The organism is Sphingopyxis sp. (genome assembly GCF_019459305.1).
GTDB lineage: Bacteria > Pseudomonadota > Alphaproteobacteria > Sphingomonadales > Sphingomonadaceae > Sphingopyxis.
This window is the reverse complement of record NZ_JAIBES010000146.1, coordinates 1-18,146: the sequence shown is the minus strand read 5'-3', so window position 1 is coordinate 18,146 and position 18,146 is coordinate 1. Positions and strand designations below refer to the sequence as shown.

Sequence of the window (18,146 nt, the reverse complement as noted above, 5' to 3'; positions counted from 1 at the left end):
GTCTGCCCCGTTATAGCGCGCTGCCGCATGGGGCCGATGGTTGCGCGCGTAACCACGTGGGCAATCAGGCAAAAGGCCGAACAGGAGGATGTCGGTGGACGCGGCGCAGGCAGTACATGAAAAATTCCTCGGCGCGTTGGCGGGCGGCCGCTTGCCGGACCGCGCCGATGCGCCCGATCCGGCGACCGCGCGCCTGTCGCGCGCCGACGCGACCGATATTTTCCTGTCGCAGCTGACCAGCCGCCAGATGGACCGGCTGTCGCGCACGCTACAGGCGCGGGGCGAAGGTTTCTACACGATCGGATCGTCGGGGCATGAAGGCAACGCCGCGGTCGCCGCGGCGCTGCGCGTCACCGACATGGCGTTCCTCCATTATCGCTCGAACGCTTTCCAGCTGCACCGCGCGCGGCACGTGCCGGGGCAGACCCCGACTTGGGACATGCTGCTCAGCTTTGCGGCCTCATCCGAAGACCAGATTTCGGGCGGGCGCCACAAGGTGATCGGATCGAAAGCGCTCAATATCCCGCCGCAAACCTCGACGATCGCCTCGCATCTGCCGAAGGCGGTCGGCGCCGCCTTCTCGATCGGTATCGCGCGCCGTCTTGGCATGACCGGGCTGCCACTGCCCGACGATGCCGTCGTGCTGACCAGCTTCGGCGACGCCTCGGCGAACCATTCGACCGCGCAGGGCGCGTTCAACACCGCGGGCTGGGCAGCGTTCCAGGGCTCGCCGATGCCGCTGATCTTCCTGTGCGAAGACAATGGGATCGGCATTTCGACGCGCACCCCGACCGGCTGGATCGAGGCGCAGTTCCGCCACCGAGCCGGACTGCATTACATCAAATGTGACGGCAGCGACCTTGTGTCGGCCTATGCCGGCGCATGCGAAGCCGCCGACTATGCGCGGCGGTATCGCAAGCCGGTGTTTCTCCACATGGCAACGGTGCGGCTCTATGGTCACGCCGGGTCCGACGTGCAGGGCGCCTATCTGCCCAAGGGGCTGATCGAGGCCGACGAGGCACGCGATCCGCTGCTCGCGGGCGCGGCGCTGATGGCGCAGCAAGGGTGGATGACTTCCGCCGACATCGCCGATGCCTATGAGGAGATCGGCGCCACCCTCGCGCGGCAAGCCGAGGCCGCGATCCTGCGCCCGAAGATCACCACCGCCGCGCACGTCATGAAAAGCATCGTCCCGCCCCGGCGCGACATCGCCCGCATGAACACCCCGTCGGACGAAGACCGCAAGACGATGTTCGGCAGCGATGCCGGCGCGATGGACAAGCCGCAGCATATGGCGCGGCTCTTGAGCTGGGCGCTGGCCGACCTGATGCTCGCGCACAAGGAAATCGCCGTCATGGGCGAGGATGTCGGGCCAAAGGGCGGCGTCTATAATGTCACCGCGAAGCTTCACCAGCGTTTCGGGTCGGCGCGCGTCGTCAACACCTTGCTCGACGAACAGGCGATCCTCGGGCTCGCGATCGGCATGGCGCATAATGGCTTCCTGCCGATGCCCGAAATCCAGTTCCTCGCTTATGTCCACAATGCCGAGGACCAGATCCGCGGCGAGGCGGCGACGCTCAGCTTCTTCTCGGACGGCCAATATACCAATCCGATGGTGCTGCGCATTGCGGGGCTCGGGTACCAGAAGGGCTTCGGCGGCCATTTCCACAACGACAACAGCCTCGCCGTCTTCCGCGATATTCCGGGCGTCATTCTTGCGGTGCCGTCGAACGGGCGCGACGCGGTGGCGATGCTGCGCGAGTGCGTCAGGCTGGCGCGTGAAGAGCAGCGGGTGGTCGTCTTCGTCGAACCGATCGCGCTCTATATGACCCGCGATCTTCACGAAGAGGGCGATGGTCTGTGGACCAGCACCTACGAAGCGCCGGGCGACGGCGCGTCGATCCATTTCGGCGACGTCGGCATCCATGGCGACGGTGCCGATCTGGCGATCGTGACCTATGGCAATGGTTATTATCTCTCGCGGCAGGCGGAAAAATTGCTTGCCGCCGATGGCGTCCAAGCGCGCGTGATCGACCTGCGCTGGCTCGGCCCGGTCGACGAAGACAAGCTCGTCGCCGCGGTCGGCGATGCGAATCGCGTCCTGATCGTCGACGAATGCCGCATCACCGGCTCGCAGAGCGAGGCGCTGATGGCGACTTTCGTCGAACGCACTCCCGATAAACAGCTGAAGCGTATCGCCGCCGACGACAGCTTCATTCCGCTGGGCAAGGCCGCGACCCTGACCCTGCCGAGCCGCGATTCGATCTATGCCGCCGCAAAGGAGATGCTCGCATGACCGCGCGCAAAACTGCGCTCGTCGTCGCCCCCGGCCGCGGCACCTATGGCAAGGGCGAACTCGGCAGCATCGCGCGGCTGCACGGCACGCGCTTCGCCGATGTCATCGCCAATTTCGACGCCCAGCGACGTGACCGCGGCCATCCGACGGTGACCGAACTCGACGGCGCCGAGCGTTTCAGCGTTGCCACGCATATGCGCGGCGACGTCGCGGCACCGCTGATCTACACCGCGACCGCGCTCGATTTTCTCAGTATCGACCGCGAGCAATTTGACGTTGTCGCGGTCGCGGGCAATTCGATGGGCTGGTACAGCGCGCTGGCGCTTGGCGGCGCGGTGTCGGTCGAGGACGGTTTCCGCATCAGCAATGCGATGGGCCTCAACAGCCAGACGCACGGCCCCGGCGGGCAGATATTGCTGCAAGTCGTCGACGAGAATTGGCGCCCGGTCCCAGGTCTCCGCGATCAACTGCTGGGCCTCGTCGCCGCCATCGCCGCGCGCCCCGACCATGCGCTCGCGCTGTCGATCGACCTTGCCGGGATGCTCGTGCTCGCGGGCGATGAGGCAGGCCTCGCCGCGCTGCTCGCCGAAGCGCCGCCGACCCCCGGGCGCGATCCGCTGCGCCTCGCGGGCCACGGCCCCTTCCACACCCCGCTGATGTTCGGCAGCGCGGACAAGGCCAAGGCCGAACTGCCTGCCTCGCTGTTCGGCACGCCGGCGATTCCGCTGGTCGATGGCCGCGGCCACATCTGGCGCCGCTTCGCCAGCGACCCCGCCGCGATCTGGGACTACACCTTCGGCCACCAGATCCTCGCGCCTTATGATTTTGCGCGCTCGGTGCAGGTCGCGGTCAAGGAATATGCGCCCGACGTCATCATCCTGCCCGGCCCCGGCGACACGCTCGGCGGGGCGATTGCGCAATCGCTGATCGGCATCACCTGGCAAGGGATCGCGAGCAAGGCTGATTTTGCCGCGCGGCAGGCATCGGATCCGATCCTGTTGTCGATGGGCCGCGCCGAACAACGCTTGGCTGTGACCGGCCCCGAATAGGGTCGGCAGGGGAAGGAACATTCCCTTGCCGACCCTGCCAGCGAAAGAGCAGGATGGCGCCGCCGCTATCGCTTCTCCCCCCATCCCATCGTCGGCGCTGGCAAAGCAACGAACAATTCGGTCGCCCCCCGCCGCCAATGCGCGAAAACAGGCCGCGTGCTCGGTCGGTTCGGGCAGGATCAGATGGATATGACCTGCAACATCGCTCGGCGAGGCACCATGGTGCCGATAGCTGCAAGATTGGGCGCTTCGGCGCTTTCGAAGGCCGATGCCCAATATTGAAATATAATGCTATGTGTTATATAATGGCAGTTAAGGAGGAGAACCGACCATACCGCGCATTTTTAAGAATGGCTGGTTCGAGCGCTTCGCGCGGAAGGAGCGAATTGACGACTCGGCCCTTCGCGATGCCGTGCAGCGAGCCGAAAGTGGGCTGATGGACGCTGACCCTGGCGGCGGCGTCATCAAGCAGCGCGTGGCGTGACCGGGCAAGGGTAAGTCGGGCGGCTATCGCACGTTGATCCTGTTCCGGCATGGCGATCGCGCGGTATTCGCTTTCGGGTTCGCCAAGAGCGTACAGGCGAACATATCGAAAGGCGACCTGGCGCTGTTGCGCGACGCGGCAACCGAAGCGTTGGAATGGAACGGCGAGGAACTGGACCGGCTGGTGGAGTCGGGAACGCTTGTGGAGATCGAAGATGGCAACGATGACGAAGGATAAGGGCTATCGCAGCGAGATCGCGGGCGCGATCCATGAGATGATGAGCGACGCGCACGACGCGGGAGTTGTGTCGCGTGCAACGCTGCGCACCTTTGATGAGGCGTGTCTTGCTCCGGCCCCGGTGCTGGCGGGCGACGAAATCCGCGCGATCCGCGAGCGCGAGCATGTCTCGCAGCCGGTGTTCGCGGCCTATCTTAACGTATCGCGTAATCTGGTGTCGGATTGGGAGCGGGGTGTGAAACGTCCGGGTGGCCCCGCGTTGCGGTTGCTTTCGATCATCCAGCGCAAGGGATTGCAGGCCGTGGCATGATCAGTAATTCCGAACTCGACTCGATGATCGAGGAGACTCTATCAACACCGGTTTTCCGGAGCCTTGGGGCATCAACCCAAGGAGAAACGACAATGACCAATGTTCTGCAATTCCCCTCGCTCACCGGCAATGCCAGCCGCGGCGCAACCCCGGTAGCTGACGGCCAGTGCGCAATTATCGCTTTTTCGTCGATCGCATTGAATGAAGGTCAGGCGATCGACGCTGCCGCGGCTGATGGTGATCTGGAAACGATGATGAAGCTCGCGCTGCATGGCCGCTCGACCGAGGCGCGCAACCGCGCCTGCGTGTGGCTTGAAGAAGCCTATAATGTCCGCGTGATGTAGAGTGGATATTAGGGATGCATTGGGGCAATTCCCCAGCCATCCCCGCAAACCCGCGGAAATGCTGGTGACCCCTACGGGAATCGAACCCGTGTTTTCGCCGTGAGAGGGCGACGTCCTGACCGCTAGACGAAGGGGCCGTTGGGTCGGAAATTTTCAGAAAAAACGCGCCGACCGCGCGCTTGACCGTGGTGACCCCTACGGGACTCGAACCCGTGTTTTCGCCGTGAAAGGGCGACGTCCTAGACCGCTAGACGAAGGGGCCGTCATTCGGTGAAGCGGCGCATTAGACTCGCATCTCCATACGGTCAAGCGCGCTGGCGCTGCGCTCGCGCAAAAATATTGCGCGGCGTGGGTTCAATCGGCCCAGGCAGCGTCCTCAAGATGGAGTTCGGCGGCGGGGCGGCTGCCCCAATCGTCGCGTTTCGCGCGGCCCGCGAGCCATAATTTTCGTCCCCCGCGCGCGTGGAGCAAGGTCTGGCCGAGCTCGGTTTCGGCGCTGCGAAAGGCGACCGCCTTGAAGCGTCCGCCGTCGTCTCCCGATACGATAAGCCGGACATGGTCGGTGCCGACAATGCTCGCCTCGACGATCCGCACTGGGCCGGTGGCGACGCGCGGCGCGGGCCAGCCGGCGCCATATGGTCCGGCGCTCTCGATCGCGTCGCACCAGAGCGGCGAAATCCCGCGCGGCGCCAGCACTGCGTCGATCAGCAGCGCCTTGTCGCCGCTCGCGCGCTCGACGTCAGCGGCCAGCCGGTCGTTGAGGAAGGCCCCGAGCGCATCGACCTTGTCGGCTTCCACAGTCAGCCCGGCCGCCATCGCGTGGCCGCCGCCAGCGACGAGCAGCCCGCTTTCCTTGGCGGCGAGAATCGCGGCGCCAAGGTCGACGCCGCTGATCGAGCGCCCCGACCCCTTGCCGACGCCCGCGTCATCGAGCGCGATGACGATCGCGGGGCGGTGCAACCGTTCCTTCAGCCGCCCCGCCACGATGCCGATCACCCCGGGGTGCCAGCCTTGCCCGGCGACGATCGCGACCGGCGCGTTGCCGCAGGCGGTGCTCGCCGCCATCGCTTCGTCGAGCACCCCCGCTTCGATCGCGCGGCGCTCTTCGTTGAGCCGGTTGAGTTCCTGCGAAATGTCGGCGGCCTCCTGCGGGTCCGACGTCGTCAGCAACCGCACGCCAAGGTCCGACTTGCCGACGCGGCCGCCCGCGTTAATCCGCGGGCCAAGCGCAAAGCCCATGTCGCTCGCAGTCGGCGGCTTGGTCAGCCGCGCCGCGTCCATCAGCGCCGCCAGCCCGGTGTTGCCGCGCCGCGCCATCACCTTCAGCCCCTGCGTCACCAGCGCGCGGTTGAACCCGGTGAGGCGCGCGACATCGGCAACGGTGCCAAGCGCGACCAGGTCGAGCAGGTCGATCAGCACAGGCTCGTCACGGTTTGCGAAAAAGCCGCGCCCGCGCAAAGTGCGGAGCAAGGCGGCGCCGAGCAGAAAGGCGACCCCGACCGCGGCGAGATTGCCGTGGATCGCCGCATCGGGCGCTTCGTCGAGCCGGTTCGGGTTCACCAGCGCCAGCGCCGCGGGCAGGGTGGTTGCGCATTGGTGATGATCGACGACGATCACCTCGACCCCTGCGGCATTGGCCTCGGCGATTGCCTCGAACGCCTGCGCGCCGCAATCGACGGTCACGACCAGCTTTGATCCCGCTTCGCCGATCTTGACCAACGCCGCGCCCGAGGGGCCATAGCCTTCCATCAACCGGTCGGGAATATAGGCGCCCGCGGGCAGCCCGAGTCCGCGCAAGAGCCTGACAAGCAGCGCCGCCGAGGTGGCGCCATCGACGTCATAATCGCCAAAGATCGTGACCGCCTCTTGCCGTTCGACCGCATCGGCGAGTCGCGCCGCGGCGGCGTCCATGTCGCGGAACAGCGACGGGTCGGGCATGAAGCCGCGCAGGGTCGGGGTGCGCTGGCGGTCGAGATCGTCGCGGGTTACCCCGCGCGCGAGGAGCAGCTGGGTGACCAGATCGTCGGGGGCGAGATTTTCGGCGGCCATGTCGGCGCTCGCGCGGCGCCAATGCCAGGGCTGGCCGAGGATCGAGCGGGTGATACCGAGCGCGGCGTCGCTCATGCTCGCGCTCGCGCGGTCAGGATGCGGTCGCGCAACTCGCGCGCGGTCGCGATGGGGATCGCGGGAATTTCATGGCTTGCTAGCGAACTCCCGCCGGGGACGCCGAATACCAAGGTCGCGAGGCCGAGCGGGCGCAGGATGAAATCGCTCTTGAGGTCGACGCTCTGCACCGATGCATGCGGCAGCAAGGTCAACTTTGGTTTCCAGAACCCGCGCCGGATCGCGACCTGTTCGCCAAGGTCGGTCCAACGGTGGAAGCGCGCACCGAACAGCGACGCGGTGCCAATCAGTATGCCGACGACTGGTCCGAACCAGCCGAGCGCCTGCCCGAATGACACCGCGACCAGCCCGCCGACGCTCGCGCCCAGCGCGCCGACCAGCCCGCCTAGCGCGATAATGCGGTGGCTTTGCTGCCACGCGGCGTCGCCCTCGGGGCGCGTAATCGCGACTTCGGCCAGCACCGGATCGATTGATTCCAGCTGCGCGAAGGGAACGACCTGATGGTCGCGCTCTTTCTCGCCGTCGCTCGCCAGGCTCTGCAGCCGCAGTTCGTGCCAGCCGAAGCGCTGGCGAAACCAGCCGGTGACAAGGATCGCCGCCTGCACGCGGCGCACGGGCACCGCGACGTCGGTGCGCGTCGTCAGCCCGCGGGTGCGGCGCAGCGTGCGCGGCTCGCGGGTCAGACGGAAATCCCAGTTGGCGAAAAACATCGTCGCGATGCCGCTCGCGAACCCGATCAGCAGCAGCGACATCGCCGCGCCGATCCCCGCGACCCAGCGATGCGAGAGCAGCCATTGGTCGAGCCCATAATCTTCGGCGACATCGGCCCAGTCCATCGGGTTGAAGATATTGAATTTGAACGGCAGCAGATTGTCGAAGAACTGCATACCCGCACCCACGACCGCAAGCGCAGCGAGCGAGAAGTTGAACAGCCCCGCCAGCAGCAACTGGCGCGGCGTCATCGCGAACAGCAAGCGGTCTTCGGCCACTGGCGGCGCATCGGGCGTATCGCTTGCGGCAACCGCCGCCACCTCGCCGCTGCGGTGGGCGCGGATCGTCGTGCGCAGCGCCTGCGCGGCATCGAGCGCGATCGCGTCGAGGCCGGCGTCATTCTCCTTGCCACCGGCGCCGGTTTCGAACCCGACCTTGGCGATGCCCAGCGCGCGCGACACCAGCCCCTGTTCGATACTGACGTCCTGGATGCGGTCGAAGGGGATGGTGCGGTGCTGGCGCGACAGGACGCCGCTTTCGATCACCACCTCGTCGTCGCCGACCAGAAAGCGAAAGCGCAGCCAGTGTAGCCACGCGGCGACCAGCGAAAAAAGCAGGAAAGCGAGGATCGCGGGGACGATCCACACCCAGTTGCCGGTGAAACCCAGCGCCGCGACCGCGGGCAGGAAATTCAGGCTGCGCGGCCCCAGCTTGACGATCGCGAGCGCCAGCGTCGCGGGGTGCAGCCGCTGCCAATTTACCTCGTCGTCGATGATCGGTGCGGCCGCAGCCGCGGCGGTGTCGGTCATGCGAAATCGGTCTGGATATGCCGCCGGATCGTCTCGCGCATCGCGGCGGCCAGATCGGCGGGCAGCCCGGGCAGGGTGACGGTGCTGTTATGCGTGCCCGACGTGTGCACGATCAGGTGCGATAGCCCAAACCAGCGCTCGACCGGCCCCTGCCCGACGTCGATGTGCTGGACACGCACGAAGGGCACGATGGTGTCGGTGCGAAACAGCCAGCCGCGCGCGACGCGCAGCTGCCCGTCACCGATCTTGTAGCCCCAGCGCGACACGCGCCGCGACGGAAAGGTCAGGATGACAATGATCGCGACCAGCCACGCAAGTGCGGTGATCAGTCCGTAGGGTCCCTCGATATGGCGAACCAACATATAGTCGAACACACTCGCCCCGATCGCGAGCGGGATCAGGTTCAGCGCCGTCGCGACGCGCAGCACCTGTGCATAAGCGGGATCGACGGGGTCGAGCCCCTCGGCGGCGTTGAGCGCCGCGGGGTCGAACGGATCGGTCGGATAGACGGCGGGGGTGTCGGTCATGCTCCTCCGTTACCGTGTTAGAGGCCTATGGCACAACCACATTGAAGCGTGGATCGGCGGGTGGGTGCAGCGCGAACCAGCTGAGGAACGCCATACGGTCGCCCTCGATCCTGATCGCGCCCGACTGCATCAGCGCCGGAAACTGCGCCTGCCCCAGCATCACATCGTCGAGCGTCTTGCGATCGAGCGTCACCGTCGCGGTCGGCGCCGCATCGGTCACGCCATAGCGCGGCACCTCGACCCCGCCGCCGACGACCACCGCCACCGTCTCCTTGCTGTCGGGCAGCACGAACTGGAAAATGCCTTTCAGCCCCGCCCCCTTGGCGGCATCGAAGCGCGTTGCGAGCGCATCGAAAAACACCGTGGTCGGGATCGCACTGACGAACGACCGGCTCTGGCCATTGCCCGACAAGCTAGTGATCGCATTGCCGCGCAGGCTCGCCGCGCCCGCGAGATAATAGTTGCGCCACGCCCCCGATTCGGCCTGATAGCCGAGCTGGTCATAGGCTGACGCGAGTGCCGCGCGCGCCGCCGGATTGTCGGGCTCGGCGAACACCAGCTTGTTCAGCAGTTCCGCCCCCCAGCGATACTCGCCCGCCGCAATCGCCGCCTTGCCCGCCGCCAGCAGCTTGTCGGCCCCGCCCGCTAGCGCGACATATTTGGGCGCCGATTGCTCGGGCGGCAGCGGATTGAAATTGGCCGGATTGCCGTCCCACCAGCCGAAATAGCGCTGGTAGACCGCCTTCATGTCGTGGTTGAGCGTGCCATAATAGCCGCGCGTCGAAAAGTCGCGGGCCTGCACCGGCGCTTCGGCGGTCGCGTCGGCAAGCTCGTGCAAAGTCGCGCCGCGATTGGCCAGGAACAGGGTGCGGTCATGGACATAACGATAGGCATCGCGCTGGTTCGCCAGCAATGTGCTGACCTCGCCCGCACCCCACGTCGGCCAGTGATGCGACGCGAGTGCCACCTCGGCCTGACCGCCCCATTTGAGCAAGGTCGCGTCGATCACCTTCGACCAGCGCAGCGCATCGCGCACCTGCGCGCCGCGCAGCGTCAAGATATTGTGCAAATTGTGCGTGACGACCTCGGTCGTGTGCAGCGCCTTATACGCGGGGATGTAGAAGACGAACTCCGACGGCGCCTCGGTGCCCCCCGCATCGAGGAAATCGAATGCCAGCCCGTCGATGGTCAGCGGCCCGCCTTTCTCGCTGACCGTCTCGGTCGGCTCCATATAGCCGATCGTCCCTGACGACAGCTTTGGCCCCAACCCGGTATCGACCTGTCCCGCGGGTCCGGGGTTCAGGATCGACCCGAACATATAGAGCGCGCGCCGCCCCATCGCGCCGCCCGCGAGGACGTTCTCGGCGGTCGCTTCTTCCGAAAAGCCGTGCGGCGCGATGATACGGATCTTGTCGCGCTGGACCTGTTCGGGGGTGACGATGCCGCCGACCCCGCCGAAATGGTCGCTGTGGCTGTGCGAAAAAATCACCGCCTTGATCGGCCGCTTGCCCGCTTTGGCCTCGACCGTATCGGCGAACAATTTCCAGCTGGCCGCCGCCGCTTCCTCGGACAAGAGCGGGTCGACGACGATCCAACCCGTTTTGCCGCGGATGATCGTCATCACCGACAGATCATAGCCGCGCAACTGCCAGATCCTGTCCGGCACCACCTCGAACAACCCATGCACCGCGTTCAGCCGCGCCTGGCGCCACAGCGACGGGTTCACCGTGTCGGGCGCGGTCTCGCTGGCGAGAAAGGCGTAGGGGCGCCGGTCCCAGATGATCTTTCCGGCGCTGTCGGTAATCACCCCATCAGCAATCTCGGCCAGCTTGCCGCGTGTCGCATTCGCCATGTCGCGCGGGTCGCCCAGCGGCAGGCGCTTTGTGAGTTCGGCCTGCGCAGTGCGCGTCGCCTCGCTTGCGGCGTCCTGCGCGATGGCTGCAAAGGGCAGGGTGCTGGCAAGCAGCAGGGCGGTCAATCGGCGCATCTTGTTTCTCCCCCATATTTTGGCAGCAGCTTGCGCCGCGCTCCGCCGCTTGGCAAGCATCGGCAGATGACCGACGCGCCCACCCTGCTGATCGCCTGGCACAGCCGCACCGGCGGCAGCGAAGCGCTAGCGCGCGCCGCGGCGAACGGTGCGGGTACTGCGGCCACGCTCGTGCGCGCCGAGGATGTGGCGCCTGACATGCTGTTGGCGGCGGGCGGCTATCTCTTCATCGGCCCCGAAAACCTCGCCGCGCTGTCGGGCGCCATGAAAGAGATGTTCGACCGCTGCTATTACCCCTGCCTCGGAAGGCTCGAAGGCCGCCCCTATGCGACGATCATCTGCGCCGGATCGGATGGCGAAAATGCCCAGCGCCAGCTCGATCGCATCGCGACGGGCTGGCGGCTGAAACGCGTGGCGGACGGCGTGATCGTCAACACCGCCGCGCAGACTCCCGAAGCAATACTGGCGCCCAAAACGATCGCCGCCGACCGCTTGGCCGAAGCCAATGATCTGGGCGCGGCGCTGGCCGAAGGGCTGGCGGCGGGAATCTTCTGACCAGAACGCGATGACCTGCCAAGCGCCCGGTGGTCCTGCCCAACCCGTCGTCACTCCGGCGTCGTTGTCGGGGCTGCCGATCGATCACGCGATCCCGTGCGATTGCAGCCAGTTCCACAGCAGTTCGGGCCAGATCGCAACCGGCAGACCCACCGTCTTCATCAACCCAAAACCATGCTCGCCGCGTTCGAAAAAATGCGCCTCGCACGGCGCCCCGACGGCGCGTGCAGCTTCACGTAACCGGACACTATTCGCGACCTTCACCACGCTGTCGTCTTCGGCATGGAGCAGCCACAGCGGCGGCTGGTCTGGGCGGACATTAAGTTCGGGTGAGTAGAGCTTTTCGCGCGCCGGGTCGGGGTTGTCGCCAATCAATTTCTCGCGACTGACCGCATGCGCGATCACCGGGTCCATCGATACGACGGGGTAGATGGCGGCGAGCGCGTCGGGGCGCGCCTCCAGCGAATCGGCGGTGTCGACCGACGCATAGACCTTCGCGTCGAAGCGCGTCAGCAGGCTTGCTGCGACCTGTCCGCCCGCCGAAAAGCCGCCGAAGACGACGCGGGCGGGATCGATCTGATCGAGCGGGGCGCGGCTGCGCACCATCCGCACCGCGCGCTGCGCATCGGCGAGCGGGACGTCTGCCCCGTCCGTCCAGCCGTCGCCGGGCAGGCGGTAGAAGAGTACATAAACCGTCACGCCGCGGTCGCGCAGCCAGCGCGCCAGCTCATAGCCTTCCTTGTCGATCACGACATAGCGATAGCCGCCGCCGGGCGCGAGGATCACCGCAGCGCCATTGGGCTTGGCGGGGCGGAAAATGTCGAGCCGCGGGCGGGTGATGCCTTGCAGCATACGGTCGCTGGCGTTCGGATCGTCGCTGCGTTGGACGACCTGTTCGACGAGGCCCGGCGGTGGCTTGATATGACCCTCAGGCCAGAGTGGGATACGCGCGTCGGGCGCCACACCGGCGGGCCGCGTCCACGCCGCCTGGGCCGCCGCACTCGCGAACGGCAGCGCGAGGCTGGCGGTCAGCAGCGCGCGGCGGTCGAGCGCCATCCTATTTGCCCGCTTTGTTCGGATAGGCGATGATCAGCACCAGCGGCTCGGTGCCGGTCTGGCGGATGCCAACCCTGGCCCCACTGTAAAGCCACGCCGCCATTCCCGCTTGCAGCTCTTTCTCGGTACCGTCCGAATGGACAACGCCCGTCCCCGACAGGACATAATAGATCTCATCATGATCGATCGGATGCACGCCAATCGCCGCGCCGACGTGCAGCGCACGCTTGCGGAATTCGAAACTGCGCGGCGCCGGGATGCTGTCGCTGATCCGGTACGCCGTGGACATACCGATCGCGCCGTGCGGCGGCGGTTCCTCGCGCACCGTGTCGCCCTCGTCGATCACGATCATCGCGGGCGCGTTGGCACCCGCGAGCAGCAGCGCGGCGAGCCACATCGTCACTGACCCGCCCGCGAAGCGCGGTCGCGCGGCGACAGGATTTCTTGCGGCATCGGCGCGGTCTGGCCGGGGTAAAGCCCCGACCGCGGCTCCATCGTTGCCAGGTTCCAGTCACCCTCGACAAAGGGCGCGCGAACGGCCGGTGCGACCTTGGGATAGGCGCTTACCTCATTCTCGTCGTCGATCACTTCGCCGCGCCCTTCGGCGACGAAAAACAGCACCCGAATCTCTTCGGCGTCGCGCGCCCACGGCCGCGCCCCCGCGCTCGCCAACACCGATGTTTCGACGTCGCGTACCGGCAGGATCTTGTAGCCGGTCAGCGGCGCAAGCGGCGCCTTGGCGCGGATCAATTGCGCGCGGGTTTCGCCATAACGACCGAATTCGGGCAGCGGCTGGCCATGGCGATCGACCAGCAAATTATCCTTGCCATAATAGGAAAGATCGCCGTCGCCGCCGAGCATCAGGAAGGGCAGGCCGGGATCGGTGTCGTTGCCGCCGCGCATGACATTGCCGACCGCGGTGATCTCGCCGGTCACATAGGGCTGGCCGACCCATTCGAGGTTCATCAGGTTGTAATGCACTGCGCGGTGCTGCGGATTATAGATCAGATTGTTGACCATCAGCGCCTGCGCGCCGCCTTTGATCAGCGGGTTGCGCTCGACATTATGCGCCCAGACGTTGCGGTAGAAGACGATGCCGGTCGCATTGTCGTGGATCAGCGATCCCTTGCTATGCTCGCCCTTGGGATGGCTCGCATCGGCCAGACCTTCGGCGGCGAGATTGTTCGAAAAGGTAATGTTGCGGCTGGTGCCGTTGCGCCAATCGGCGACCGTCTTGCCGGTGAAGCGCGGGCCCGATGCCGACATGTTTTCGTCGATCCCCCACATCAACGTGCAATGATCGACGATGACGTTGTGCGCGGCGACGGTCGAGAAGGTGTCGGCTTCCCATCCGCTGCGTTTCGACTGGCCGTCGACCCCGGTATAGATGCGCAGGTGGCGGATCACGACGTCGTGCGTCTTCACGTCGATGCCGGTGCGGATCAGCGTGATCCCCGGGCCGGGCGCAGTCTGGCCGGCGATGGTCAGATAGGGGTGGGTGACGCTGATCGTCGTGCGCCCCATGTCGATGACGCCGCCAACCTCGAACACGATGATACGCGGCCCCGGCGTTTCGATCGCCGCCTTCAGCGATCCCGGACCGTCAGGCGCGAGGGTCGTGACGCGCAGGATCTGGCCGCCGCGTCCGCCGATGGTGTGCGCGGCGGGACCGACCGCGCCGGGGAACGCCAGCGGCGCTGCGTCGGCGGTCCATGCCGGACTCGCGGGCATCGCAAAAGCCAGCAGAAGTGCCGCCAGCCAAGGTTTTTTGGGCATCCCGTCTCTCCATTTCATTGGGGTATTGACACGGTCGTCTCAATCCCTCTATCTTCCTGACACCGGTTACCCCAATCGGTCAACGATAAATTATTTCAAGGGAGAGGGGATTGGGCAGCTAGTCGCAACGGGCGGCGGCGCCATCATCACTCTCAAAAAATTTCTGGCCAGGCGATCGCGCCGATTTGTCTGGTCTCGTAAAGTAACCGGTGTCATTTCTTGCCTCAGCAAGAATTTCGGCCGATCAAGGGAGGATGATAATGGCTATTCATGCAACGCGGGGCCTTCGCGCTTTGACCCAATTGGCGTGCGGCGCTTCGCTTGCCGCGCTCGCGGTGTCGCCGGCCTATGCGCAGGACGCGGCGCCTGCTGCCAATGATGCGGTCGCGACCGAAGACGAGATCATCGTCACTGGCTTCCGCGCTTCGCTCGACAAGGCGCTGGACCAGAAGCGAGATTCGATCGGTGCCGTCGATGTTATCGTAGCCGAGGATATTGCAAAATTCCCCGATCAAAATCTGGCTGAATCGCTTCAACGCATCCCTGGCATCTCAATTCAGCGCGACGCCGGTGAAGGCCGAGCCATCACCGTCCGCGGCCTCGGGGCACAATTCACGCGCGTTCGCCTGAACGGCATGGAAACGATTGCCACGTCCACCGACGGGGCGTCGGCAAACCGTGATCGCGCGTTCGATTTCAACGTGTTCGCTTCCGAGCTCTTCACTTCGCTGGTTGTTCACAAGACAGCCTCGGCCTCGCTCGACGAAGGCTCGCTTGGTGCTGTAGTCGATCTCAACACCGGCAACCCGCTTGGCGGCAAGGAGGGTCTGACCCTCGTTGGCTCGGCGCAGGCGCGCTACAATGATTTGTCGAAGGACCTCGATCCGCGCCTCGCGGGGCTGGTCGCGTGGACCAATGTCGATCGCACGTTCGGCGTATCGGCATCGGTTGCCTGGTCGGATTATACGACGCTGGAACTTGGCAACAACAGCGTCCGCTGGGGACAGGCGCCATTCCGCAGCGTCGATGGCGTTACCTGCATGACGGGTTCGAACTTCGTCGCCAACCCATCCGACGCCTGTATCGAAGTGGCCGAATCCTTCCATCCGCGTATCCCGCGCTATGGCCTCGTCAGCCACGACCGCGAGCGCCTCGGCGCTACGGCGTCGATCCAGTTCGAGCCTTCGGAGAACACGAAAATCTCGATCGACGGTCTCTACTCGACCTTCAAAGAGACCCGCGACGAATTCTGGGGCGAAGTCCTGCTGCGCAGCAACGAGCGCACGATCGATGTGTCCAACTACACGATCGACGACAACAACAGCATGATCGCCGCCGATCTCGACAATGTCTACGTCCGCACCGAACGCTACTCGCGCGAAAGCGAGACGAAATTCTACCAGGTTTCAGCTCGGCTGGAGCAGCGGCTTACTGACAGCTTCAAAGTCAATCTGCTGGGCGGAGTGTCGAAATCAAAAGCCGACATCCCAATCGAAACGACCTTGGCGTTCGACGATCGCGATGCCACCGGCTATCGCTATGATTACACTAACATGAAATTCCCGCTGCTCACTTTCGGCGCCGGAATAGACAATCCGGCGGCGTTCCAGCTCGCCGAATTCCGTGACCGCCCTTCGTTCCAGACCAACAAGTTCAAGACCGTGGCACTGGACTTCGAATGGGATGTTGACGATCGGTTCAAGCTGCTCGCCGGCGGTTTCTACCGCCAGTTCGATTTCGACACCGTCGGTTTCAGCCGTGACAGCACCTATTGTGCGGCCTTCACCTGCGCGCCGGGGACGAACGGGCTGCCCGTGACCGCCGACATCGCCGACATCTTCAACCTTGGTGATGCCGGCCAACCGGACGGCAATACCGACGCATGGGTCGTACCGAATCTCGATGCCGGCACCGCTCTGATCGACCTCTACAATCGTCCGGCCGTTTTACAGCAGGGCCAGCAGCGCGCCGTCACGGAAAAGACCTATGGCGGCTGGTTCATGACCGAATTTGAAACCGATGTACTGGGTATGCGACTGACCGGCAACGCCGGGGTTCGTTACGCCAAAACCGATCAGTCGTCGTCGGGCTTTACCAGCGGCACCTTCGTGACGGTCGACCGAACCTATGACGACTGGTTGCCGTCCTTCAACCTCAACCTGCACCCCACCGACACGATCATCCTGCGCGGGGCAATAGCCAAGGTTATCACTCGCCCGACCTTGGGTAGCCTGTCGCCAGGCGGCAACGTCGACCAGTTCAACTTCCGCATCACGTCGGGCAACCCGTTCCTCGAACCGTATCGCGCGACGACGTTCGATCTGGCGGCCGAATGGTATTTCGCCCGCGGCGGCTTGCTGTCGGTGGCGTTGTTCGCAAAGGACATCGAAAGCTTCCCGATCGGGACATCGTTCCAGGGTACTTATGCGTCCAGCGGCCTGCCGCTTTCGCTGCTCACGCCGGGAACGCCCGTTCATGATGCGGTGGTGGTTGGCACCGATCCCGACCGCCAGTTCGAATTCCGAACCACAGGCAATGGCCCCGGCGCCAATCTGAAGGGCGTGGAATTTTCGGTTCAGCTGCCTTTCTCGGTCTTCTCGGACTCGCTGAAGCATTTTGGCGTTCTGGGTAACGCAACCTTCGTAAAGAGCGATGTCGATTATACGGTTGCAGGACCGCTCGCTTATGACCCTGTCGACAACCGGCTCGAAGCACAACCGGCGGGAACCTATACCCAGCCGCTGCTTGGTCTGGCAAAGCGAGCCTGGAATGCCACCATATATTATGACGATGGAAAATTCTCTGTCCGCACGTCGGCTGCCTATCGCAGCGGGTACAACGACAGCACCAGCGGCAACAACAATATCTTCGAAGGCTATGGCAGCTCGCTGAATGTCGATGCTTCGATTCGTTACCAACTGACCGAAAATATCGAGGTGTCGATCGAGGGTACCAATCTGACCGACGATTATCGCTATCGCTTCAACGACATCGAAGCTGGGCGGAACTATGAAAACAATCATTATGGCCGCACCTTCCTGTTCGGTGCGCGCGTCAAGATCTGACGCGTCATAAAGGGTAGTCCCGGTGAGGCCCGGTCTTCGCTTGCGGGGGCCGGGCCTTTCTTTTTCAAGGAATGCAAAATGACCGATCGCCGCGACATGCTGAAACTGGCCGGAACGGGACTGGCCGGTACTATGGTCGGCGGTCTGGGGCTATCGGGGCCCGCGGCCGCGCAACCGAAACCGGTTGCGGCTGCACCGCCCTGGGCCAAGGGCTTCGACGGCCAGCGCAAAGCCGATCTCGGCGACGGGCGTTTCCTCAATCCGATCATGGCCGGAGACCACCCCGATCCTTCGATCCTGAAGGACGGCGCCGATTATTACATGACCTTCTCGACCTTTGACTCTTATCCGGGGTTGGTCATCTGGCATTCGCGCGACCTGGTGAACTGGCGCCCGATCGGCCCGGCGCTGACCCGCAATATCGGGTCGGTGTGGGCACCCGAACTGTGCAAGCACGGCGAGCGCTACTTCCTCTACATCCCCACCAAAGGCCCGAACACGAGCTGGGTGATCTGGGCCGACAAGATCGAGGGGCCGTGGAGCGACCCCGTCGACCTGAACCTGCCCAACCACATCGACCCGGGCCATGCGGTCGGCGAGGATGGGTCGCGCTGGCTGTTCCTGTCGGGCGGCGACCGCGTCCGCCTGTCGGACGACGGACTCCGCCGCATAGGCGAGCCCGAGCATGTCTATGATCCGTGGCGCTACCCGCCCGACTGGGTGGTCGAGGGCTTCGCGCCCGAAGGCCCGAAGATCACCCGCCACGGCGGCTATTATTACATGATCACCGCTGTGGGGGGGGGGGGGGGGGGGGGG

At 65.0% G+C, this 18,146-nt stretch carries 14 protein-coding genes, 2 tRNA genes and 1 pseudogene; 8 read left to right on the top strand and 9 right to left on the bottom strand.

The features are described from left to right. Positions 1 to 88: 88 nt before the first annotated feature. From K0M74_RS18085 to K0M74_RS18065, 5 genes and pseudogenes are all read left to right on the top strand, one after another. A complete protein-coding gene (locus K0M74_RS18085; RefSeq protein ID WP_293975653.1) occupies positions 89 to 2,296 on the top strand; it encodes an alpha-ketoacid dehydrogenase subunit alpha/beta in 2,208 nt (735 codons plus the stop codon). Then, positions 2,293 to 3,345 (top strand): ACP S-malonyltransferase, encoded by a 1,053-nt coding sequence (locus K0M74_RS18080; protein WP_293975651.1) that lies wholly within the window; start codon positions 2,293 to 2,295, stop codon positions 3,343 to 3,345. Before K0M74_RS18085 ends, K0M74_RS18080 begins: the two co-directional genes overlap by 4 nt. A 331-nt stretch (positions 3,346 to 3,676) precedes the next feature. After that, positions 3,677 to 4,066, top strand: a pseudogene (locus K0M74_RS18075) (type II toxin-antitoxin system RelE/ParE family toxin). Beyond that, a complete protein-coding gene (locus K0M74_RS18070; RefSeq protein ID WP_293975649.1) occupies positions 4,044 to 4,376 on the top strand; it encodes a DNA-binding transcriptional regulator in 333 nt (110 codons plus the stop codon). The pseudogene K0M74_RS18075 and the gene K0M74_RS18070 overlap by 23 nt, the downstream one beginning before the upstream one ends. A gap of 92 nt (positions 4,377 to 4,468) precedes the next feature. Further along, positions 4,469 to 4,720 (top strand): hypothetical protein, encoded by a 252-nt coding sequence (locus K0M74_RS18065; protein WP_293975647.1) that lies wholly within the window; start codon positions 4,469 to 4,471, stop codon positions 4,718 to 4,720. Positions 4,721 to 4,782: 62 nt separating this feature from the next. Here K0M74_RS18065 and K0M74_RS18060 read toward each other — a convergent pair. From K0M74_RS18060 to K0M74_RS18035, 6 genes are all read right to left on the bottom strand, one after another. Further along, positions 4,783 to 4,857 (bottom strand) — tRNA-Glu (locus K0M74_RS18060). A gap of 49 nt (positions 4,858 to 4,906) precedes the next feature. Continuing rightward, positions 4,907 to 4,982: transfer RNA gene (locus K0M74_RS18055), tRNA-Glu, on the bottom strand. Between the two features lie 92 nt (positions 4,983 to 5,074). Then, entirely contained in the window at positions 5,075 to 6,844 is a 1,770-nt protein-coding gene (gene recJ, locus K0M74_RS18050; protein WP_293975645.1) for a single-stranded-DNA-specific exonuclease RecJ, read from the bottom strand. Then, entirely contained in the window at positions 6,841 to 8,364 is a 1,524-nt protein-coding gene (locus tag K0M74_RS18045; protein WP_293975643.1) for a PH domain-containing protein, read from the bottom strand. The genes recJ and K0M74_RS18045 overlap by 4 nt, the downstream gene beginning before the upstream one ends. Further along, entirely contained in the window at positions 8,361 to 8,891 is a 531-nt protein-coding gene (locus tag K0M74_RS18040; RefSeq protein ID WP_293975642.1) for a PH domain-containing protein, read from the bottom strand. The genes K0M74_RS18045 and K0M74_RS18040 overlap by 4 nt, the downstream gene beginning before the upstream one ends. Positions 8,892 to 8,916: 25 nt before the next feature. Beyond that, positions 8,917 to 10,878 (bottom strand): alkyl sulfatase dimerization domain-containing protein, encoded by a 1,962-nt coding sequence (locus K0M74_RS18035; protein ID WP_293975641.1) that lies wholly within the window; start codon positions 10,876 to 10,878, stop codon positions 8,917 to 8,919. A 66-nt stretch (positions 10,879 to 10,944) separates the two neighbouring features. Between K0M74_RS18035 and K0M74_RS18030 the strand changes: the two genes are divergently transcribed. Beyond that, entirely contained in the window at positions 10,945 to 11,433 is a 489-nt protein-coding gene (locus K0M74_RS18030; protein WP_293975639.1) for a flavodoxin family protein, read from the top strand. Positions 11,434 to 11,517: 84 nt separating this feature from the next. Here the strand turns inward: K0M74_RS18030 and K0M74_RS18025 are convergent, their stop codons facing one another. Genes K0M74_RS18025 through K0M74_RS18015 form a run of 3 tightly spaced genes read right to left on the bottom strand, consistent with a single transcriptional unit; the run spans position 11,518 to position 14,220 of the window. Beyond that, positions 11,518 to 12,489: an alpha/beta hydrolase gene (locus K0M74_RS18025; RefSeq protein WP_293975637.1), complete on the bottom strand. Its 972-nt coding sequence runs from the start codon at positions 12,487 to 12,489 to the stop codon at positions 11,518 to 11,520. A gap of 1 nt (position 12,490) precedes the next feature. After that, positions 12,491 to 12,886, bottom strand: coding sequence for a cupin domain-containing protein (locus tag K0M74_RS18020; RefSeq protein ID WP_293975688.1), 396 nt, complete (start codon positions 12,884 to 12,886; stop codon positions 12,491 to 12,493). A 2-nt stretch (positions 12,887 to 12,888) separates the two neighbouring features. Then, positions 12,889 to 14,220 (bottom strand): pectate lyase, encoded by a 1,332-nt coding sequence (locus tag K0M74_RS18015; RefSeq protein WP_293975686.1) that lies wholly within the window; start codon positions 14,218 to 14,220, stop codon positions 12,889 to 12,891. A 305-nt stretch (positions 14,221 to 14,525) separates the two neighbouring features. On the opposite strand from K0M74_RS18015, the gene K0M74_RS18010 reads away from it, so the two are divergent. Together K0M74_RS18010 and K0M74_RS18005 are read left to right on the top strand one after the other, a co-directional pair. Next, positions 14,526 to 17,330 (top strand): TonB-dependent receptor, encoded by a 2,805-nt coding sequence (locus K0M74_RS18010; protein ID WP_293975635.1) that lies wholly within the window; start codon positions 14,526 to 14,528, stop codon positions 17,328 to 17,330. 132 nt (positions 17,331 to 17,462) lie between these two features. Further along, positions 17,463 to 18,146 (top strand): family 43 glycosylhydrolase (locus tag K0M74_RS18005; RefSeq protein ID WP_293975684.1); only part of this gene is annotated, 684 nt, incomplete at its 3' end.

Coding starts and splice junctions, on each gene's coding strand:
- K0M74_RS18085 (WP_293975653.1), top strand. CDS start 89: ATGTCGGTGGACGCGGCGCAGGCAGTACATGAAAAATTCCTCGGCGCG.
- K0M74_RS18080 (WP_293975651.1), top strand. CDS start 2,293: ATGACCGCGCGCAAAACTGCGCTCGTCGTCGCCCCCGGCCGCGGCACC.
- K0M74_RS18070 (WP_293975649.1), top strand. CDS start 4,044: ATGGCAACGATGACGAAGGATAAGGGCTATCGCAGCGAGATCGCGGGC.
- K0M74_RS18065 (WP_293975647.1), top strand. CDS start 4,469: ATGACCAATGTTCTGCAATTCCCCTCGCTCACCGGCAATGCCAGCCGC.
- recJ (WP_293975645.1), bottom strand. CDS start 6,844: ATGAGCGACGCCGCGCTCGGTATCACCCGCTCGATCCTCGGCCAGCCC.
- K0M74_RS18045 (WP_293975643.1), bottom strand. CDS start 8,364: ATGACCGACACCGCCGCGGCTGCGGCCGCACCGATCATCGACGACGAG.
- K0M74_RS18040 (WP_293975642.1), bottom strand. CDS start 8,891: ATGACCGACACCCCCGCCGTCTATCCGACCGATCCGTTCGACCCCGCG.
- K0M74_RS18035 (WP_293975641.1), bottom strand. CDS start 10,878: ATGCGCCGATTGACCGCCCTGCTGCTTGCCAGCACCCTGCCCTTTGCA.
- K0M74_RS18030 (WP_293975639.1), top strand. CDS start 10,945: ATGACCGACGCGCCCACCCTGCTGATCGCCTGGCACAGCCGCACCGGC.
- K0M74_RS18025 (WP_293975637.1), bottom strand. CDS start 12,489: ATGGCGCTCGACCGCCGCGCGCTGCTGACCGCCAGCCTCGCGCTGCCG.
- K0M74_RS18020 (WP_293975688.1), bottom strand. CDS start 12,886: ATGTGGCTCGCCGCGCTGCTGCTCGCGGGTGCCAACGCGCCCGCGATG.
- K0M74_RS18015 (WP_293975686.1), bottom strand. CDS start 14,220: ATGCCCGCGAGTCCGGCATGGACCGCCGACGCAGCGCCGCTGGCGTTC.
- K0M74_RS18010 (WP_293975635.1), top strand. CDS start 14,526: ATGGCTATTCATGCAACGCGGGGCCTTCGCGCTTTGACCCAATTGGCG.